This window comes from Vibrio hannami, from assembly GCF_029589055.1.
In the GTDB taxonomy this organism is placed as follows: Bacteria; Pseudomonadota; Gammaproteobacteria; order Enterobacterales; family Vibrionaceae; genus Vibrio; species Vibrio hannami.
The window spans coordinates 249,057-268,319 of sequence record NZ_JARQZP010000007.1; the positions used below are offsets into that span (position 1 = coordinate 249,057).

The window sequence follows — 19,263 nt, forward strand, 5'->3', positions numbered from 1 at the left end:
TTTAATTAATTCGATAACGGGTAGAGAATTATGAGTAAGATTGCAAAACAAGACATTGCACGTCTTATAGAGTTAGTTGGTGGTAGCGACAACATCGCAAGTGTAACCCACTGCCTGACTCGTTTACGTTTTGTTCTTAATGATACAGACAAAGCTGATGTACAAGCGCTTGAAACCATCTCAATGGTGAAAGGCTGCTTTACCAACGCTGGTCAGTTCCAGGTAGTTATTGGTACTGAAGTAGATGAAGTTTATAAGGTTTTGATTGAGATGGCTGGTAAGAAATCAGCCTCTAAAGACGACGCCAAGAAGGCGGCCCGCCAGAACATGAACATCCTGGAACGTGGTATCTCCCATTTAGCCGAAATTTTTGTACCACTGCTTCCGGCAATCATCACTGGTGGTTTGATCCTTGGCTTCCGTAATGTAATCGGTGATATTCGTATGTTTGATGGCCAGACGCTGACTCAAATCAGTCAGTTCTGGGCAACGGTTCACTCATTCCTATGGTTGATTGGTGAAGCGATCTTCTTCTTCCTTCCTGTTGGTGTTTGTTGGTCAACTGTGAAGAAACTGGGTGGAACACCAATCCTGGGTATTACCTTAGGTGTAACTCTGGTTTCTCCACAGCTGATGAACGCTTACATGATAGGTAAAGCCGTTCCTGAAGCATGGGACTTTGGCTTGTTTGTTATCGAAAAAGTCGGTTATCAGGCACAGGTAATCCCTGCAATGCTAGCAGGTATGGCTCTGGCGTTTATTGAAACGAATCTGAAACGCATCGTTCCTTCGTACCTGTACCTTGTTGTTGTACCGTTCGTATCTATCATTGTTTCTGTAGTACTTGCGCACGCTCTTATCGGTCCATTTGGTCGTATGATTGGTGATGGTGTTGCATTTGCAGCTAAAGCAGCGATGACAGGTGACTTTGCGGTAATCGGTGCGATGTTCTTTGGCTTCTTCTACGCTCCACTGGTTATTACGGGTGTTCACCACACAACTAACGCCGTTGACCTGCAACTAATGCAAGAGCTTGGCGGTACGCCAATCTGGCCTCTGATTGCACTATCTAACATTGCTCAGGCATCTGCTGTTGTTGGTATCATCATGATTAGCCGCAAAGAAGGCGAGCGTGATATCTCTGTACCAGCTGCAATCTCTGCTTACCTTGGTGTAACAGAACCAGCAATGTACGGTATCAACCTGAAATACAAATTCCCAATGCTAAGTGCAATGGTTGGTTCTGCAATTGCAGCAGCAATCTGTGGTAGCGCTGGTGTAATGGCTAACGGTATCGGTGTAGGTGGCCTGCCGGGTATCCTTTCTATCCAACCGCAGTACTGGACAATCTATGCAATCGCAATGCTGGTAGCAATCGTAGTTCCTGCATTCCTGACCCTGTTCTTCTACAAGCGTGCACAAGTAAAAGGCGAACTGAGAGTCGCTAGCGCGTAAGCCCCTTGAGTGGCCAGTTGGCCACTCTCTTTTTTCTGCAATTTTTCTATGAGTATTAAGTAAGATGAACGTACAAGTAATGGCAAAGGATCAGACAAAAAATCTGGCTCAGGGACAGGCTTGGTGGAAAACGGCTTCCATTTACCAGATTTACCCAAAAAGCTTTTGCGATAGCGGTGATAAAGGTACTGGAGATATCAAAGGTATTATCTCTAAACTGGATTACCTTAAATTATTAGGTATTGATGCAATTTGGCTAACGCCTGTATATGAATCACCGATGATTGATAACGGTTACGATATTTCCGACTACTACGCTATAAACCCTGACTTCGGAACCATGGCTGATTTCGACCAGTTACTTGAAGAAGCGCACAGCAGGGATATTCGCATTATTATGGATATCGTTGTGAATCACACCTCTACTGAGCACAAATGGTTTCAGTCGGCACTAGGTGATAAAAACAGCCCATACCGTGATTACTATATCTGGAAAGATCCTATCGATGGTAAAGCGCCAAATAACTGGGAGTCCAAATTTGGTGGTAATGCGTGGGAGCTGGATGAGAAAACAGGCCAATACTACCTGCACTTGTTTGCCAAAGAGCAGGCAGATCTGAACTGGGAAAACCCAAAAGTTCGTGAAGAAGTGAAGGGTGTTATTGAGTTCTGGGCTGAAAAGGGCGTAGATGGTTTCCGCCTGGATGTAATCAACCTAATCTCTAAACAACAAGATTTCCCAAATGATGATATCGGTGATGGCCGCCGTTTCTACACTGATGGGCCTCGTGTACATGAATACCTTCAGGAAATCAGTGAAGCAGTATTCCAAAAGTATGGCTCAGTCACTGTAGGTGAGATGTCGTCAACCACGCTTGAACATTGCCAGCAGTACTCTTCTTTGGACAACAAAGAGCTTTCTATGGTGTTTAACTTTCACCATTTGAAGGTTGATTACCCAAATGGTGAAAAATGGACCAAAGCGCCATTCGATTTTATCCAGTTGAAACAGATCTTTAATCACTGGCAGACTGGCCTGAATGGCAAAGGCTGGGGCGCTCTGTTCTGGTGCAACCATGACCAGCCTCGTGTTGTAAGTCGTCTTGGTGATGATCAACAGTTCCGGGTTGAGTCAGCTAAGATGCTTGGCGCTTCTGTGCATATGATGCAGGGGACACCATACATCTATCAGGGTGAAGAGATTGGTATGACTAACCCTCACTACACGGATATTAGTCAGTATCGCGATGTAGAAAGTACCAATATGTTCGACATTATGGTGAATCAGCAGGGCGTTGCTGAATCAGATATGCTGGCGATTCTGGATCAAAAATCTCGCGACAACTCGCGTACCCCTATGCAGTGGAATCGTGAGTCTTTCGCTGGCTTTTCAAAAGGGCAGCCATGGCTTGAAGTTGCGAAGAACTATCCCAAGGTCAATGCTGCCTCAGCAGTGGATGATCAGGACTCGGTGTTCTATTTCTATAAGCGTTTGATTGAATTGCGTAAAGAGGTGCCTGTCATCACAACAGGCAGTTTTACAGACCTTTTGCCTGAGCATATGCAGGTCTTCTGTTATGCGCGTGAAGATGCGAATCAGGTGCTTCTTTGCATCAACAACTACTATGGTGAAGAAGCAGAGTGTTCTATACCTGAGCAGTATGATTTGTCTAAAGCGATCTGTCTGCTTTCTAACTATTCTGAAGCTGACAGCAGCAATCAGATGACGCTTCGTCCATACGAAACGAGAATTCTTCTGGTACAGAAGTAAAGACTGTAGATACAAAAACGCCTCTTCATTTTTATAAATGAAGAGGCGTTTTTTTGTTTGATCATCCGGTTATTGGGCAGCCCAGCTAAGTTGGCTGGTCATTCCGCTTACCTCACAGATATCGGCCAGTTTCACTTTTACCGCCATCTTAATCGCATCCGAAGTGAGGCTGCGATTGCTTTGTACCAATGCCATTATCTTTGCAGACTCGGGTTCTGCACTGTATTCAGCTTTACCTAAAGCAGCATGAACGACTTTGACCTCACAGCCACTATCTGAAAATTGCTCAGGAAGTGTCTGAAGGAAGCTAAGCATGTCAGTCATCGCATTTAGCGGGCTTATTGCTTCATCGGTTTGTCCCTGAAGAACTATTTCCATTTCTGTTTTCTGTGTTGGCTGGGTCATCTTGTTTCTCTATCTGGCCTAGTGTTCGCTTTTTCGAGTATTTTGCCACTCTGAGGGTTGAGAGTATAGAACTAATGAAATACCGATTTCAACCTGCGCAGAGCGTATCTAACCGTAAGTTACAATATAGCGGCTAGGTTTATGATTCATGGCTAAAACCATATTGAGAACAATTGCTCCCAGAACCGATAGAACCAGTGTCCATACTGGAATAAAAAACATAGATGCAATAAGAATGGTACAGTCAATCAACATCTGAACTTTCCCTGCCGGGATGCCTTTTTTGTCCTGAACAAGAAGACAAAAGATGTTAAAACCACCCAAACTGGATCGATGTCTGAACAGAATAAGCATCCCTAGCCCCATCATTAGGCCTCCAATCACGGCGCAATAAGCACTATTGACTCGATCGATATGAACAAGCATATCTAGGTGATCGACGAATAGGGACACTAAAGCACTAGAAATAATACTGTTCACTGCAAATGTAGACCCAAACCTTTTCCAGCCCAGATAGAAAAAGGGCAGTTACACAAAAAATAGAGTACACCAAAGCTAATAGGAAGCACCTGGCTAAGTAAGAGCGCAAGGCCAGCGGTGCCTCCAGTTATTAAGTTTGCAGATTGAAGAAAGAAGATTCCCTGAGCGGTAATAAAGGTGCCGGTAAGAATTGCAATCCAGTCTTCTTTGAGTGTGTGTTTTTCAGCCATTAATAAAGTTTTCAGGTTAATTTATTACGCGAATAGTAGAGAAAAAGTTAATTTTTCGGTAGCTTGGGACGAAAATTAATGGTAAACCTGTGTAATCTGCTTTTTACGGAGTGTAAAGCACAGAGTTGACAGCTTATGATGAGTTGATTTTTCATCTTTTTATGAGCTAATTTCAAATGGAACATGAAAAAACTGCATAAAGAAATGTCGTTAAGTGGCTTTCTGACCAAAATCAATTTAGGTAGAATATCGCCTCTATTTAAGTTAACGAAAACGTTTGCTTGGACAATATTTCTACATTTTTATGCTACCTAGCGTAGTTTATATGTGTGGTTTTTTTGCAAATTCAGAATATCTGAGTCAGGAGATACAGATGCTAAAGCGTGACATGAACATCGCCGATTACGATGCGGAACTATTCGCAGCCATCCAGGAAGAGACTCTTCGTCAGGAAGAGCATATCGAGCTAATCGCTTCAGAAAACTACACCAGCCCACGAGTAATGGAAGCTCAGGGTTCTCAGCTAACAAACAAGTATGCAGAAGGCTACCCGGGTAAGCGTTACTATGGCGGTTGTGAGTACGTTGATAAAGCTGAAGCTCTAGCGATCGATCGTGCATGTCAGCTATTTGAGTGTGAGTACGCGAACGTTCAGCCACACTCTGGTTCTCAGGCAAACAGTGCAGTATACATGGCGCTTCTTAAGCCAGGAGATACTGTGCTAGGTATGAGCCTTGCTCACGGTGGTCACCTTACTCACGGTTCACCAGTAAACTTCTCTGGTAAGCACTACAACGTTATCCCTTATGGTATCGATGAAGCGGGTCAGATCAACTACGATGAGATGGAAGCACTGGCTCTTGAGCACAAGCCTAAGATGATCATCGGTGGTTTCTCTGCATACTCTCAGGTAGTTGACTGGGCGCGCATGCGTGAAATCGCAGACAAGGTTGATGCGTACCTGTTTGTAGATATGGCACACGTTGCTGGTTTGATTGCGGCGGGTGTATACCCAACGCCACTTCCACACGCACATGTAGTAACAACCACAACGCACAAAACACTTGCTGGCCCTCGTGGCGGTCTGATCCTTTCTAATGCAGGTGAAGACATGTACAAGAAGCTGAACTCAGCAGTATTCCCAGGTGGTCAGGGTGGCCCTCTGATGCATGTTATCGCGGGTAAAGCAGTAGCGTTTAAAGAAGCGATGGAGCCAGAGTTTAAAGCATACCAGGAGCGTGTAGTTGTTAACGCTAAAGCAATGGTTGCTGAGTTTATCGCTCGTGGCTATAAAATCGTTTCTGGTTCAACTGAGAACCACCTGTTCCTTGTTGATCTAATTGACAAAGACATCACAGGTAAAGAAGCAGATGCAGCACTAGGTGCAGCAAATATCACTGTAAACAAAAACTCAGTACCAAATGACCCACGCAGCCCGTTTGTAACTTCTGGTATTCGTGTAGGTACTCCAGCGATTACACGTCGTGGTTTCACTGAGGAAGACGCTAAAGCGCTAGCGGGCTGGATGTGTGATGTTCTTGATAGCATCAACGATGAAGCTGTTATCGAAGCAACAAAAGCGAAAGTGTTAGATATCTGTAAGCGTCTACCGGTTTACGCTTAATTTCGTCGTCAATTTGGTGATTTCGTTGTCGGAAGTGCTCATGTACTGGCGTACACGCCGCGCTTCCTCCTAGAACTCACCGAATTTCGTCGTGAATGGTTCTATTTCTGCGTCAAAGGTGCTCACTTACTAACGTAAACTCCGCGCCTTTTCCTTGAACTAAAACCATTCACTTAGAAATACAAAAGGGCGAGCTGTTTAATGACAGCTCGCCCTTTTTGATATCAGATGTGGGTGTGCGATTACTCGTCTTTGTTGATGCTTAGTGTGGTGCCAGACTTACACTTGAATGAGTAGTAGCGACGGCTTTCGTTGAACTTAGAAAGGCCTTCTCCGGCACAGTAATCGATATTGATATCACGCATGATCTCTAAAGTATCTTCACTGTCCATGGTGAACTTAGAGTCGTCTGCGCAGATGATTCGAACGCGACCATCATCACTTACTGAATATATATCAACTTCTGTATTACACAGCTCGAATGAGGCGTCCAGATAGTTGTCGTTTTGAGTATTGCCCGATGAACACCCGGCAAGTGCCACCGCAGCGAAAATGCCTAATAAACCTAGCTTTTTCATTCGATCATTCCTTTTAACAATATCTATATTGATTACTATAGCTTATCTGTAGACCTTAACTCAAAGTATCCGTTCACACAAAAATTACTTTACTTCTACACCTTGTGCCTGAAGATCGGCGTGGTAGGAAGAGCGAACGAAAGGACCACAAGCAGCGTGAGTAAAGCCAAGTTCCAGAGCGATCTCTTTCAGCTCTTCAAATTCCTCTGGTGGAACGTATCTTTCAACAGGTAAGTGGTGGCGACTTGGTGCCAGGTACTGGCCAAGGGTCAGCATAGTCACACCATGTGCACGGAGATCTTTAAGAACTTCAACAATCTCTTCTTTGGTCTCACCCAGGCCCATCATCAAACCAGATTTGGTCGGGATATCAGGATGCTGTTCCTTGAACTTCTGGAGCAACTGCAAAGACCACTTGTAGTTCGCTCCCGGACGAGCCTTTCTGTATAGACGAGGCGCGGTTTCAAGGTTGTGGTTGAACACATCAGGCGGGTTATCTTTTAGAATATCGAGTGCTGTATCCATCCTTCCTCTAAAGTCAGGAACCAGTGTTTCGATACGAATATTTGGATTAAGAGCACGGATTTCACGGTTACAGTCCGCAAAATGTTGAGCACCACCATCGCGTAGGTCGTCGCGGTCTACTGATGTAATAACCACGTATTTCAGATCCATATCGCTGATGGTCTTAGCCAGGTGTGCAGGCTCTTCAGCATCAGGAGTTAGTGGGCGACCATGGGCAACATCGCAGAAAGGACAACGTCTGGTACAAATAGCACCAAGAATCATAAAGGTTGCAGTACCGTGGTTAAAACACTCTGCAAGGTTTGGACACGACGCTTCCTCACAAACTGAGTGAAGGTTATTCTTACGCATCGCAGATTTAATGCTTTGAATACGCTTGCTGTCTGATGGCAGCTTGATTTTCATCCATTCCGGTTTTCTCAGAACTTCTTTTTGCTCTGACGGCATGTTTTTAACCGGGATCAGAGCCATTTTGTCAGCGTCTCTGTATTTAACGCCTTTTTCCATCTGGATTGGTTTGCTCATAGTTTCAGTGTTCTTTTATACGTTATTTGATGCTTCAGGTTGAATAACTTCAACGCTTTTGTAATTCAATAATGATACCAGCTCATCGACAAGCTTATCACTGACAGCAGACACGTTATCCGGTCCGCCCAGTTCAGATACCTGGACCATTTCCATACCCTGATAACCACATGGGTTAATACGAAGAAAAGGGGATAGATCCATATTAATGTTCAGTGCCAGACCGTGGAAAGAGCATCCTTTGCGGATACGTAGCCCCAAAGAACATACCTTTCTTCCATCGACGTATACACCAGGGGCATCGGGTCTTGCTGCTGACTGGATATCAAATTCAGCTAAGGTTTTGATAACCAAATTTTCTATGTGAGTAACGAGATCTCTTACGCCCAGATTCTTTCGTCTTAGGTTGATCAGGAAATATGCTACTAACTGACCAGGACCATGATAGGTAACCTGACCACCTCTGTCGCTTTGAACAACAGGTATATCGCCAGTTGCCAGAAGGTGTTCTGCTTTTCCTGCCTGCCCTTGAGTAAAAACGGGGTTGTGTTCGACTAACCACACCTCATCAATCGTGTTGTCTGTACGTGTGTCAGTAAACTCATGCATAGCTCGCCATACAGGCTCGTAGTTTTGTAAGCCGAGATTCTTTACGATCAGTTTATCTGTTACGTCAGTCAAAGCGTTCATCACATGTTAATTAATAAAGTTATTTCATTATAAACTGCTTTGAAACACAGAACTATATTAAAGTTACAAGATTATAAAATTTATTTATAACTTTTGTTGGAATATTTGAATGGATGTTTGTTTTTTCGTGTTCAGATACAAATTCAGATACAAAAACAGCGGCTGATTTGCCGCTGTTTCTATGGGGTTTACTCCCGGGATCCGATGATTACAGAACCATTCTTACGATTTCAATCTCACCCAGCTCTTTATAGAGCGTTTCTACCTGCTCAACAGAGGTAGCAGTGATAGTAACCGACACTGAATTGTATGTGCCTTTACCGCTTGGTTTTACCGATGGGCTGTAGTCACCAGGAGCGTGTTTCTGAATCACTTCCAGAACCAACTCAGGAAGTTCAGGTTTCGCATAACCCATAACCTTGTAGGTGAACTGACAAGGGAACTCTAAGAGATCTTTTAGTTTTGGCTGCTCTTGCATGATTAACTCCGGATACTAAGTTGACCGCGAATATTACGCTCAATAGAAAAGGAACTCAAGTTAAACAAAAAGCGCGGGCCTTAATCGCCCGCGCTTACACTAGTCTTGAGTATACGGGTTAATTAAAACCAGCTTTTAAATAGCAGAACGATGTAGTCGATAAGACGACTGAACAGGCTTCCTTGTTCAACATCTTCAAGTGCAAGAAGTGGGTACTCAGCAATATCTTCGCCATCAATTTGGTAGTACAGCGTACCAACAACGTCGCCTTGAGATATTGGTGCTCTTAGCTCTTTTTCAAGAACGAAGCTTGCTTTCAGGTTTTTAGCTTGTCCACGAGGAAGGGTTACGTACGTATCCTGCGCAACACCTAGAGCGACATTTTCTTGAGAACCCATCCAGATGCGCTCGTTTACGAAGGTTTCACCTGCTTTGTGTGGTGCTACTGTTTCAAAGAAACGGAAACCGTAGTTAAGAAGCTTTTTGCTTTCTGCTTTTCGGGCATTTTCATTTTTTGTGCCCATTACAACGGAAACTAGACGCATTTTGCCTTCAGTAGCAGAACTTACCAGGCTATAACCCGCTTTTGATGTATGACCGGTTTTGATGCCATCGACATTCATGCTTTTATCCCAAAGCAGACCGTTACGGTTGTATTGGGTAATACCGTTGTAAGTGAATTTTTTCTCAGAGTAGATAGCGTACTCTTCCGGTACATCGCGGATAAGAGCGCGACCTAGAAGAGCCATGTCATATGGTGTTGAGTACAGGTTCGGGTTATCCAGACCATGAACGTTAGCAAAGTGCGTATTTTTCATGCCAATAGAGTTAGCCCAGGCATTCATAAGGTCTACAAATGCATCTTCAGAGCCTGCGACGTGCTCAGCCATTGCCACACATGCATCGTTACCTGACTGAATAATGATACCGCGGTTCAGGTCTTCAACTTTTACCGTTGTGCCTACTTCGATAAACATCTTTGACGAATCTGGGTAGTTTTTAGCCCATGCATTTTTACTGATGACAACGTCGTCTTGCAGAGAAATATTGCCTCTAGCCAGTTCCTGCCCGATAACGTAGCTGGTCATCATCTTGGTCAGGCTTGCTGGTGAAAGCTTGGTGTCTTTCTCTTTTTCTGCCAGCACCTTGCCAGAATTGTAGTCGATCAGAACATAACCTTTTGCAGCAATGTCTGGTGCATCAGGAACAACAATCGGAGCTGAGTGTGCAACAGTCGCACCCAGCAGCGTTGTAGAAACTAGTAAAGATTTAAGTAGGTTTTTTGAATTAATCATTGTTAGTTTGAACGTCTATGCCAATTTGTTTTGCATCTTAGCAGAATCCTTCTGCTAAGTTCGAATTCTCAATTGCTGCCACTATGACAAAAAATGCCCTTGTACGCTAGCTATGAAGTTATTTTTACTGAGTTATCTTCTTAATAAATGCGCCCGAATATCCGCCTTGTTTCACCTTCTCAAGCGTTTTTTCCGAATGCATGAAATCATTGAAAGGGCCAATCATTGCGCGATATTTTCCATTTCTGTGTTCGATGAATGTTTCGACAGAAAACTGCTCAGATAGTTCGCTTGCCAGAGATTTTGTTCTGTCTTCATGAGTTGAAGCGGCTACCTGAATAGCATATTGAGTGTCTGCTCCTGGGTTCGCCACACTAATATGCTCAATCTGAACATTAGCTGTTCCCGTCTTTATCACATCCAGTTTGAAGGCAGCTGCGTAGCTTAAGTCTATTATACGGCCTTCATGAAATGGGCCCCGATCATTAATTCTGACTACGGTTTCTTTGCCATTATCAAGGTTGGTAACCTTGACGTAGCTTGGAATCGGTAGTGTTTTATGTGCAGCTGACATGGAGTACATATCATAAATTTCTCCATTTGATGTCAGGTGCCCATGAAACTTCTTGCCATACCAGGACGCAATCCCTTTTTGAGTGAAGTCTTTCGGATCCTTAATGATTTCGTAGGATTTCCCGCGAAGCGAGTAATTTCTATTACCCCCTCGACTGTACGGTTCATATTTAGGATGTGCGTCTTCAATATGATCGACAGAAAGCGGCTTTTCCGGGGCGACGTCATCGGAAATAGAGTACCTGCCAGAGCTGGAACAGCCTGCCAGAACAAGTAGGTATAACAATGTAATGACTGATTGTTTGAAGCTCATTATGTTGCCTTTGAAAGCATTTTCCGGTGAGTGTGTATAGACATTAGTATTCCAAATCCAGCCATTAGTGTCACCATTGATGTGCCACCATAGCTGATTAGTGGTAGTGGTACGCCAACAACGGGTAGGATTCCACTGACCATACCTATATTCACAAAAATATAAACGAAAAAGCTCAGTACAATACTGCCTGCCATCATCCTTCCGAACGCAGTTTGGGCGTTACTGGCGAGATATAGGCCTCTGCCAATAACAAACAGATACAGAGTTAGCAGCATTAAGATGCCAAGCATACCCCATTCTTCTGCGATTACTGCAAAGATAAAGTCAGTATGTCTTTCAGGCAGGAACTCAAGCTGAGACTGAGTGCCCTGTAGCCAACCTTTACCGGTTATACCCCCAGAGCCAATCGCTATCTTGCTCTGGATAATATGATATCCGGCACCTAATGGATCAGATTCAGGGTCAAACAAGGTTCTGACCCGCACTTTCTGGTACTCACGCATCAGGAAGAACCACAAAATTGGGATAAATCCACCAATTGCAACGGCGGCTGCGAAAATAATTCTCCAGCTAATACCCGCCAGGAATATAACAAAGATACCTGATGCAGCGATAAGAATTGATGTACCCAGGTCAGGTTGTTTTGCGATTAGTATTGTTGGCAGACAGACCAGTATTAACGATACGGCCAAAGTTCGGAACGTTGGAGGTAGTGACTTTTTGCCAATATATCGCGCTACCATGAGTGGAACGGCGAGCTTTAGTAGCTCAGATGGCTGAAAGCGAACAAAACCAAGGTTCAGCCAACGCTGAGCGCCTTTGGACGCTTCTCCGAAGAACAACACGCCAAACAATAACGCGACACCAGCGACAAAAAGTATAGGAGCTAACGCTTCATAGGTGCGAGGTGAAATTTGCGCCAAAACGACCATTACTCCTAGCGAAAGCAACATACGCAGAGCCTGACGATCCATCATTGCCATACTTTGCCCGCTGGCACTGTACATGACCAGCAGACCAAAGATCATAATCAGAATAATCCCGATTAGTAAGGGCAGGTCGATATGAAGACGCTCAAATAAGATTCGGCTTTTACCTGTGGAGGGATCTACTTTCACTTTTTCTCAGCCTCTTCTTTTTCACCTAATAATACGTAATCAAATATCCTTCTAACGACAGGAGCTCCGTTCGTTGAACCACCGCCGGCGTTCTCTAGTACTACAGTCGCGACTACTTTTGGCTCTTCAAGAGGAGCAAACCCGGTGAATAGCGCATGGTCACGTAGGTTTTCTGCAATTTCGTCTGCGTTGTACTCTTCGTCTTCTTTCAGGCCAAATACCTGAGCGGTTCCTGACTTACCACCACTCTTATATTTCGCTCCCTGGAAGGCTCTGCGTGCAGTTCCTTTCTTACCGTGGTTTACCAGATACATGCCTTCAATCGACATATCCCAGTACTTTTCAGTAACGCCGGTAATTGGTGGGTATAGTTCCGGCGGTACTATTGTTTCTACTTCGGTTTCTTTCGATGTATCGATTGTAGATCGAAGTAGATGAGGAGCCATAACCTCACCTCGGTGTATTAGTACAGACGTTGCTTTTGCTATTTGCATTGGTGTTGCTGTCCAGTACCCCTGACCGATGCCTACCGGAATGGTATCACCCTGATACCATGGAGTTCTGTGTCGTTCCATTTTCCATTCACGTGTAGGCATATTTGCTTTGCTTTCTTCGTGAATATCGATACCTGTATAATCACCAAACCCAAACATCATCATCCAGCGGGATAGCCTGTCGATGCCCATGTCATAAGCGACCTGATAGAAGAACGTATCCACAGATTCTTCAATGGATTGAATAATATTGACTCTACCGTGCCCCCATCTTAACCAGTCCCTGAAAGGTTTGGTTTTTGAGTTAGGGATTTTCCAGTACCCAGGGTCATTACGGGTTGTGTATGGTGTTACGACCTCTTCCTGAAGTGCTGCCACGGCAATAAATGGCTTAACAGTTGATGCAGGAGGGTAAATGCCAAGCGTAGTACGGTTTACCAGCGGTCGATTTTTATCGTTAAGCAGCTTTCGATAATCAGGCCCGGAGATGCCATGAACAAAGGCATTAGGGTCGTAGCTAGGGCTGGAAACCATAGCAAGCACACCATTATCGGAAGGATCCAGGACAACAGCAGAGCCTCTGCGCCCGTCAAGCAGTTGGTACACATATAGTTGTAACTCAATGTCCAGATTGAGAACAATGTCTTCACCGGGTACGGGAGGAATATATTTAAGCGTCCTGATGATCCGGCCACGGCTGTTTACTTCAACTTCCTGATAGCCCGGCGTGCCATGCAGAGTATCTTCGTAATAACGCTCTATACCTAGTTTGCCAATATCGTGAGTTGCCTGATAATCTGCCTCTTTATCTTCACGGATGAGTCTTTGAATATCTCTGTCATTAATGCGAGATACATAGCCTAAAACATGAGTAAGTGCGGAACCATAAGGGTAGTGTCGTTTTAGTTTTGCGGTAACCTCAACACCAGGAAAACGGTACTGATGGACAGAAAATATGGCTACTTGTTCTTCAGTCAGTTGTGTTAACAGAGGGACAGATTTAAAACGACGCGTTCTTTTTCGTTCTTTATGAAAAGACTCGACTCGATCAGGAGAAATTTCCAGAATTTCCTGAAGATGAGCGATAGTCTCATCGATGTTTTTGATCTTTTCAGGTATCAGCTCAAGACTAAATACCGGTCGGTTTTCTGCCAGTATTTTACCGTTACGGTCATAGATTAGTCCCCGGTTAGGTGCGATCGGTACGACCTTAATCCGGTTGTCGTTAGAACGAGTTTTATAGTCCTGATATTGATTAACCTGGATATTGTACAGGTTGGTGATCAATACGCCGACTAAAAAAACAATACCGATAAATGAGACGATGGCTCTGTTGCGGAACAGAGACATCTCCGCATTGTGATCCCTAATGTGCGTGCGTCTTCGTCTCATTCCTGACTATTCTCGGTGGTACGGATGATTGGTTGTGATGCTCCAGGCGCGATAAAGGCTTTCCGCCATTACAATACGTACAAGCGGGTGTGGCATAGTTAATGGTGACAGTGACCAGCTTTGGTCCGCTGCAGCCTTACAGGCGGGAGCTAGCCCTTCAGGACCACCAATGAGTATGGAAACGTCTCTACCATCCAATTTCCAACTTTCGAGTTGTTGCGCAAGCTGTGGTGTATCCCAGCGCTTACCGGGGATATCCAGAGTGACAATGCGATTGCCTTTTGGAATGGCTGCTAACATCTGTTCGCCTTCTTTTTGCAGAATACGAGCAATATCAGCATTTTTTCCACGCTTTCCTGCCTGGATCTCTACCAGATCCAGTGGCATATCATGAGGGAAGCGACGTTTGTACTCCTGAAAACCTTCTTCAACCCATTTGGGCATTTTGGTTCCGACGGCAATAAGCTGGATCTTCAACCTTTAGCTCCACAATTTTTCTAGTTGGTAAAGCTCTCGTTGCTCTTCCTGCATAACATGAACCATCACGCTGCCCATATCCAGAACAACCCATTCGCCTTCATTTTCACCATCGATTCCGTATGGGGTCATACCGGCGTTCTTGGCTTCAGATGCTACATTATCGGCGATGGAAGTAACGTGGCGCTTTGACGTGCCAGTGCAAATAACCATGTAGTCGGTTACGCTAGATTTATCAATAACATTAAGAGTAACGATGTCTTCTGCTTTCATATCGTCAGCTTTGTCGACAAGAAAGTCCTTTAGTTCTTCCAGTTGCAATGTTTTACCTCGGTATCTTTTTCGTTTTTTTACTGGGTAATTATATCACCCTTTGTCCACCGTTAGCGGCAGCAGGCTATCAGGTGAACATAACTCAATCGAAAGGCGGTTGATATCCAGCCACCCTGAGTTTTCATATTGAGTTTTGGTTTGTATTTCTAGTTTAGTGAGTAATTTATAGCTGTCTGTCAGGTTTTTGTACGATAGTCGATTCAACGCTGCGTTATATAGTGATCGCTTACTCTGCCAGATTCTGTATTTATCAAATAACATTCCCGGATTGGCTAACTTCTGGCTCTCTTGCTTTAACTGAAGGAGCAACTGAATCTCTTTTTGTAGCGTTCTGAGAAGGATTATCAGTTCAACGCCTTCCGCCTCTAACTGACGCAATATCCTAAGTGCTCGATTTGGTTTCCCTGCAAGCACCGCATCCATCCAGTGAAATGGAGTAAAGTGATTGTGTCTGCTTAGTGACTCTTCGATACGTACTAGGGTTAATACGCCGTCAGGATATAAAAGGGCTAGCTTTTCTAACCCTTGAGAAAGAGCCAAAAGATTACCTTCATGCCACTGAGCGAGCATTTGCAGGGCTTCTGGATCGGGTTTTAACCCAAGCTTGAAGCACCTTGACTGAATAAAGCCTGGAAGCCGCTGAATGTCCGGAGTCAGGCAGCTAACCCAAATGCCTTTTTGATTGAAGGTTTTAAACCATTTCGCATTTTCTTGCTGCTTGGTGAGTTTGCTACCGGTAAGCAGTAGAATGATGTCCTCGTTCAGGTATTCGCTAAGAGCGACAAGCTCTTTGCTTGCTCCCGCGTTAATGCCTGATTCTGGAATTTCCAGCTCAATAACTTTTTTGGAGGAGAACAGGCTCATTGCCTGACAGCAGTCGTAAACCTCATTCCAGTTGATACTACTGTCGACAACGAACTGATGTTTTTCATCAAATCCTGCTTTTGTAGCGGCAGCAAAAATTTGATCGCGGCTTTCTAGTAGTAGTAAGGGTTCGTTACCGAAAACCAGATAGATACCACTTAGGTTACGAGACAGATTATCTGCAAGTTTGTCTGCGAAAATACGCATTAATTCAATGTTTCTTGTTCGCTTGTTTTAGACTCTGATAACTCGTCAAACTCTTCCGCAGTCAGTTCGTTATGTTCAAGCTGATATTTTAGGCGAGCCATCTGACGAATGATCTGAATCGCCGATTGTTCAACCATCTCTTGCTCTAGCATCTCTTCTTCCACCGATTTTGCCAGTGCGGTTTGCGGGTTAGTTAAGTATGTACGATAGGCTGTGGTTGTGAATGTTTTTGTACCAATCTCTGGAATGGTTACGCGATAGCTTGCAGAGTAAGTTAGCTCTTTTTCTGCAGCCTGACCGTTCTGATACAACGAAATGGTTCTTTCACCTAGCGAACCACTCATTAGGTGTATATTTGATACGTTTTCAGCTGGAGTGACAGTGGTTATACCGTTAAGACGTAGTTGATTTTTTACAGCCCTTGTTAAGCTACTGTATTGGTCGTAACTGGTCATTGATATATCTGAAATTTCTTCCGGTAGCTGGTAACTGCCACGGAAATGAAAACCACAGGCAGACAGAGTGCCTGCCAGCAGTAAAACAATGGATAGCTTTGTCGGGAATGCTGATAACAGTGATTTCACAAAATGCTCTCTATTTTGTTTATTTATATTTAGCTAATATCAGTGGCGTTATACGTAGTGTTTATTCACCAGTGTGGTTATGCCGGAACAAACATACAAGGACATGGATGTCCTTGTTTAAGCGTACATGGATGTCTTGAGCGGTTTGTGGAGGTATATCCACATTGGTGCTCGAAGCCATCACACTGATCTTAGATAAATATAAACAGGGTGAATGCTCACCCTGTTTAAAGACATTTTATAGCGAAATTAGTTCGCTACAATGTTCAGAAGTTTACCTGGTACATAAATTACTTTACGTACAGTTTTTCCTTCTGTGAACTTAACAACGTGTTCATCTGCAAGGCCTAGCGCTTCAACCTCTTCTTTAGAAGCGTCCGCAGCAACCGTTAGTTTTGCACGAAGCTTGCCGTTAACCTGAACAACGATCAGTTTTTCATCTTCAACCATCGCTTTGTCATCGGCTACAGGCCATGTCGCTGTATCGATGCCTGATTCACCCAGCGCTTCCCATAGCTCGTAAGAGATATGCGGAGTGATTGGGTATAGCATGCGAACAACCGCTTTGAGCGCTTCATCAAGGATTGCACGATCCTGCTCTGATTCCTGAGCGGCTTTAGCCAGCTTGTTCATCAGTTCCATGATTGCAGCGATAGCCGTGTTGTAAGTCTGGCGACGTTCAATATCGTCAGTCACTTTAGCGATAGTTTTGTGAACATCGCGACGGATAGCTTTTTGGTTAGCTGTAAGTGCAGACGTATCAACGGCAACAGCTTCACCTTTAGAAGTATGGTCTTTAACCAGTTTCCATACGCGCTTAAGGAAGCGGTTTGCCCCTTCTACACCAGACTCTTGCCATTCAAGCGTCATATCTGCTGGAGAGGCGAACATCATGAATAGACGTACTGTGTCAGCACCGTACTTGTCTACCATCTCCTGAGGATCGATACCGTTATTCTTAGACTTAGACATCTTAGTCATGCCAGTATGAACAACTTCGTTACCATCTTTGTCGATAGCTTTAACGATACGGCCTTTCTCATCACGCTCAACAGTTACGTCAGTCGGAGAAACCCAAACTTTCGCGCCTTTCTCGTTGTTGTAGTAATAAGCATCAGCCAGAACCATACCCTGACAAAGTAGCTTCTTGAATGGTTCGTCGCTGTTTACCATACCTGCGTCACGAAGCAGTTTATGGAAGAAGCGAGAGTACAGAAGGTGCATACAAGCGTGCTCGATACCACCGATGTACTGGTCTACTGGCAGCCAGTAGTTTGCTGCATCTGCATCCAGCATTTCATCTGCTTGTGGAGAACAGTAGCGCGCATAGTACCAGCTTGATTCCATAAAGGTATCGAAGGTATCGGTTTCACGCAGAGCAGGCTCGCCATTGAAGGTTGTTTCTGCCCAGCTCTTGTCAGCTTTAATTGGGCTAGTTACGCCATCCATTACCACATCTTCTGGCAGGATAACTGGCAGCTGGTCAGCAGGAACCGGATGAACCTCACCATCTTCAGTAGTTACCATCGGGATTGGAGCACCCCAGTAGCGCTGACGGGATACCCCCCAGTCACGTAGACGGAAGTTAACGGTTTTCTCGCCTTTACCTTCAGACTCAAGTTTCGCAGCAATAGCATCAAACGCTTGTTGGAACTCCATACCGTCGAACTCACCAGAGTCGAAACAGATGCCTTTTTCAGTGTATGCAGCTTCAGAAATATCCAGCTCACTGCCATCAGCAGGCTTGATAACTGGAACGATATCAAGGCCGTACTTAGTTGCAAACTCGTAGTCACGCTGATCGTGGCCTGGTACAGCCATTACTGCGCCTGTGCCGTAATCCATAAGTACAAAGTTAGCCACGTAGATTGGAACTTCACGACCATTCAGAGGATGGACAGCCTTCAGGCCTGTATCCATACCTTTCTTTTCCATTGTTGCCATATCTGCTTCGGCAACTTTGTTGTTCTTACATTCGTCGATAAATTTAGCTAGCTCAGCATTGTTCTCAGCAGCAAGTGTAGCCAGAGGGTGACCTGCTGCAATACCAACGTAAGTCACGCCCATTAGCGTGTCAGGACGAGTTGTGTAAACTTCCAGGTCTTCCTGGCCCGCAACCGCAAACTTCAGTTCAACACCTTCAGAGCGACCAATCCAGTTGCGTTGCATGGTCTTAACCATTTCAGGCCAGCCATCCATGTTGTCCAGCTCGTCAAGTAGTTCCTGAGCGTAAGCGGTAATCTTGATAGACCACTGAGGAATCTCTTTCTGCTCTACAGGCGTATCACAACGCCAGCAGCAGCCATCTTCTACCTGCTCATTAGCCAGTACTGTCTGATCATTCGGACACCAGTTCACTGCTGAAGTCTTTTTGTAAACCAGACCTTTTTCATAAAGCTTGGTGAAGAACTCTTGCTCCCAGCGGTAGTACTCAGGTGTACATGTTGCGAACTCGCGATTCCAGTCGTAGCCAAAGCCCAGTAGTTTTAACTGGTTCTTCATGTATTCGATATTTTCATACGTCCATGGCGCTGGTGCTGTTTTGTTTTTAACAGCTGCGTTCTCAGCAGGTAAACCAAATGCATCCCAGCCAATTGGCTGCATTACATTTTTACCTTGCAGACGCTGGAAGCGGGAAACAACATCACCGATAGTGTAGTTACGCACGTGACCCATATGGAGTCGGCCACCTGGGTAAGGGAACATTGAGAGACAGTAGAATTTTTCTTTGCTTGGGTCTTCAGTTACAACAAACGTCTTGTTGTCATCCCAGTGCTTTTGAACTTTCTGTTCAATATCTTGCGGATTATATTGCTCTTGCATCGATGATTTCCGGTTATCGTGGAATA

Annotated in this window: 17 protein-coding genes and 1 pseudogene; 3 read left to right on the top strand and 15 right to left on the bottom strand. The window is 44.6% G+C overall.

All coding sequences use genetic code 11. From position 1 onward, the window contains the following. The first annotated feature begins 30 nt into the window (after positions 1 to 30). Together treB and treC are read left to right on the top strand one after the other, a co-directional pair. The gene (gene treB, locus P7F88_RS15475) at positions 31 to 1,455 is read left to right on the top strand and encodes a PTS trehalose transporter subunit IIBC (protein ID WP_277826157.1); all 1,425 of its coding nucleotides are present in this window, start codon (positions 31 to 33) and stop codon (positions 1,453 to 1,455) included. Between the two features lie 64 nt (positions 1,456 to 1,519). Further along, a complete protein-coding gene (gene treC, locus P7F88_RS15480) occupies positions 1,520 to 3,226 on the top strand; it encodes an alpha,alpha-phosphotrehalase (protein ID WP_277826159.1) in 1,707 nt (568 codons plus the stop codon). 69 nt (positions 3,227 to 3,295) lie between these two features. Here treC and P7F88_RS15485 read toward each other — a convergent pair whose 3' ends face one another. Both P7F88_RS15485 and P7F88_RS15490 read right to left on the bottom strand, forming a co-directional pair. Then, positions 3,296 to 3,631, bottom strand: a complete 336-nt coding sequence (locus tag P7F88_RS15485; protein ID WP_277826161.1) for a zinc-binding metallopeptidase family protein — start codon at positions 3,629 to 3,631, stop codon at positions 3,296 to 3,298. Between the two features lie 108 nt (positions 3,632 to 3,739). Then, positions 3,740 to 4,341 (bottom strand): annotated as a pseudogene (locus P7F88_RS15490) (YitT family protein). 373 nt (positions 4,342 to 4,714) lie between these two features. Here P7F88_RS15490 and glyA point away from each other — a divergent pair. Then, complete coding sequence (glyA, locus tag P7F88_RS15495) at positions 4,715 to 5,965, top strand: serine hydroxymethyltransferase (RefSeq protein ID WP_277826163.1); 1,251 nt, start codon at positions 4,715 to 4,717, stop codon at positions 5,963 to 5,965. 242 nt (positions 5,966 to 6,207) lie between these two features. Here the strand turns inward: glyA and P7F88_RS15500 are convergent, their stop codons facing one another. The 13 genes from P7F88_RS15500 to leuS form a co-directional block, all read right to left on the bottom strand. After that, on the bottom strand, positions 6,208 to 6,543 hold the full coding sequence (locus P7F88_RS15500) for a hypothetical protein (RefSeq protein WP_277826165.1): 336 nt from the start codon (positions 6,541 to 6,543) through the stop codon (positions 6,208 to 6,210). 84 nt (positions 6,544 to 6,627) lie between these two features. Beyond that, positions 6,628 to 7,593 carry a lipoyl synthase gene (gene lipA, locus P7F88_RS15505; RefSeq protein WP_277826167.1) on the bottom strand — a complete coding sequence of 322 codons (966 nt, stop codon included), beginning with the start codon at positions 7,591 to 7,593 and terminating at the stop codon, positions 6,628 to 6,630. A gap of 15 nt (positions 7,594 to 7,608) precedes the next feature. Beyond that, positions 7,609 to 8,274: a lipoyl(octanoyl) transferase LipB gene (lipB, locus tag P7F88_RS15510; protein WP_277826169.1), complete on the bottom strand. Its 666-nt coding sequence runs from the start codon at positions 8,272 to 8,274 to the stop codon at positions 7,609 to 7,611. 217 nt (positions 8,275 to 8,491) lie between these two features. Next, complete coding sequence (ybeD, locus tag P7F88_RS15515; RefSeq protein ID WP_277826171.1) at positions 8,492 to 8,761, bottom strand: DUF493 family protein YbeD; 270 nt, start codon at positions 8,759 to 8,761, stop codon at positions 8,492 to 8,494. 122 nt (positions 8,762 to 8,883) lie between these two features. Continuing rightward, positions 8,884 to 10,056 (bottom strand): serine hydrolase, encoded by a 1,173-nt coding sequence (locus P7F88_RS15520; RefSeq protein WP_277826173.1) that lies wholly within the window; start codon positions 10,054 to 10,056, stop codon positions 8,884 to 8,886. A 124-nt stretch (positions 10,057 to 10,180) separates the two neighbouring features. Next, positions 10,181 to 10,942: a septal ring lytic transglycosylase RlpA family protein gene (locus P7F88_RS15525; RefSeq protein ID WP_277826175.1), complete on the bottom strand. Its 762-nt coding sequence runs from the start codon at positions 10,940 to 10,942 to the stop codon at positions 10,181 to 10,183. Then, positions 10,942 to 12,063 carry a rod shape-determining protein RodA gene (gene rodA, locus P7F88_RS15530; protein ID WP_277826177.1) on the bottom strand — a complete coding sequence of 374 codons (1,122 nt, stop codon included), beginning with the start codon at positions 12,061 to 12,063 and terminating at the stop codon, positions 10,942 to 10,944. The genes P7F88_RS15525 and rodA overlap by 1 nt, the downstream gene beginning before the upstream one ends. Then, positions 12,060 to 13,949 carry a penicillin-binding protein 2 gene (mrdA, locus tag P7F88_RS15535; protein ID WP_277826179.1) on the bottom strand — a complete coding sequence of 630 codons (1,890 nt, stop codon included), beginning with the start codon at positions 13,947 to 13,949 and terminating at the stop codon, positions 12,060 to 12,062. Before mrdA ends, rodA begins: the two co-directional genes overlap by 4 nt. Positions 13,950 to 13,955: 6 nt before the next feature. After that, positions 13,956 to 14,426, bottom strand: coding sequence for a 23S rRNA (pseudouridine(1915)-N(3))-methyltransferase RlmH (rlmH, locus tag P7F88_RS15540; RefSeq protein ID WP_277826181.1), 471 nt, complete (start codon positions 14,424 to 14,426; stop codon positions 13,956 to 13,958). Positions 14,427 to 14,429: 3 nt separating this feature from the next. Further along, on the bottom strand, positions 14,430 to 14,747 hold the full coding sequence (rsfS, locus tag P7F88_RS15545) for a ribosome silencing factor (protein ID WP_277826184.1): 318 nt from the start codon (positions 14,745 to 14,747) through the stop codon (positions 14,430 to 14,432). A gap of 45 nt (positions 14,748 to 14,792) precedes the next feature. Then, positions 14,793 to 15,830: a DNA polymerase III subunit delta gene (gene holA, locus P7F88_RS15550; protein WP_277826186.1), complete on the bottom strand. Its 1,038-nt coding sequence runs from the start codon at positions 15,828 to 15,830 to the stop codon at positions 14,793 to 14,795. Further along, positions 15,830 to 16,414 carry an LPS-assembly lipoprotein LptE gene (locus P7F88_RS15555; RefSeq protein ID WP_277826188.1) on the bottom strand — a complete coding sequence of 195 codons (585 nt, stop codon included), beginning with the start codon at positions 16,412 to 16,414 and terminating at the stop codon, positions 15,830 to 15,832. Before P7F88_RS15555 ends, holA begins: the two co-directional genes overlap by 1 nt. 249 nt (positions 16,415 to 16,663) lie before the next feature. Further along, positions 16,664 to 19,237, bottom strand: coding sequence for a leucine--tRNA ligase (gene leuS, locus P7F88_RS15560; protein ID WP_277826190.1), 2,574 nt, complete (start codon positions 19,235 to 19,237; stop codon positions 16,664 to 16,666). Between the last annotated feature and the right edge of the window lie 26 nt (positions 19,238 to 19,263).

Bases quoted from the DNA above. Each gene is read 5' to 3' on its own strand.
- glyA (WP_277826163.1), top strand. From the start codon at position 4,715: ATGCTAAAGCGTGACATGAACATCGCCGATTACGATGCGGAACTATTC.
- treC (WP_277826159.1), top strand. From the start codon at position 1,520: ATGAACGTACAAGTAATGGCAAAGGATCAGACAAAAAATCTGGCTCAG.
- lipA (WP_277826167.1), bottom strand. From the start codon at position 7,593: ATGAGCAAACCAATCCAGATGGAAAAAGGCGTTAAATACAGAGACGCT.
- ybeD (WP_277826171.1), bottom strand. From the start codon at position 8,761: ATGCAAGAGCAGCCAAAACTAAAAGATCTCTTAGAGTTCCCTTGTCAG.
- treB (WP_277826157.1), top strand. From the start codon at position 31: ATGAGTAAGATTGCAAAACAAGACATTGCACGTCTTATAGAGTTAGTT.
- mrdA (WP_277826179.1), bottom strand. From the start codon at position 13,949: ATGAGACGAAGACGCACGCACATTAGGGATCACAATGCGGAGATGTCT.
- P7F88_RS15485 (WP_277826161.1), bottom strand. From the start codon at position 3,631: ATGACCCAGCCAACACAGAAAACAGAAATGGAAATAGTTCTTCAGGGA.
- P7F88_RS15500 (WP_277826165.1), bottom strand. From the start codon at position 6,543: ATGAAAAAGCTAGGTTTATTAGGCATTTTCGCTGCGGTGGCACTTGCC.
- P7F88_RS15520 (WP_277826173.1), bottom strand. From the start codon at position 10,056: ATGATTAATTCAAAAAACCTACTTAAATCTTTACTAGTTTCTACAACG.
- leuS (WP_277826190.1), bottom strand. From the start codon at position 19,237: ATGCAAGAGCAATATAATCCGCAAGATATTGAACAGAAAGTTCAAAAG.
- P7F88_RS15525 (WP_277826175.1), bottom strand. From the start codon at position 10,942: ATGAGCTTCAAACAATCAGTCATTACATTGTTATACCTACTTGTTCTG.
- holA (WP_277826186.1), bottom strand. From the start codon at position 15,830: ATGCGTATTTTCGCAGACAAACTTGCAGATAATCTGTCTCGTAACCTA.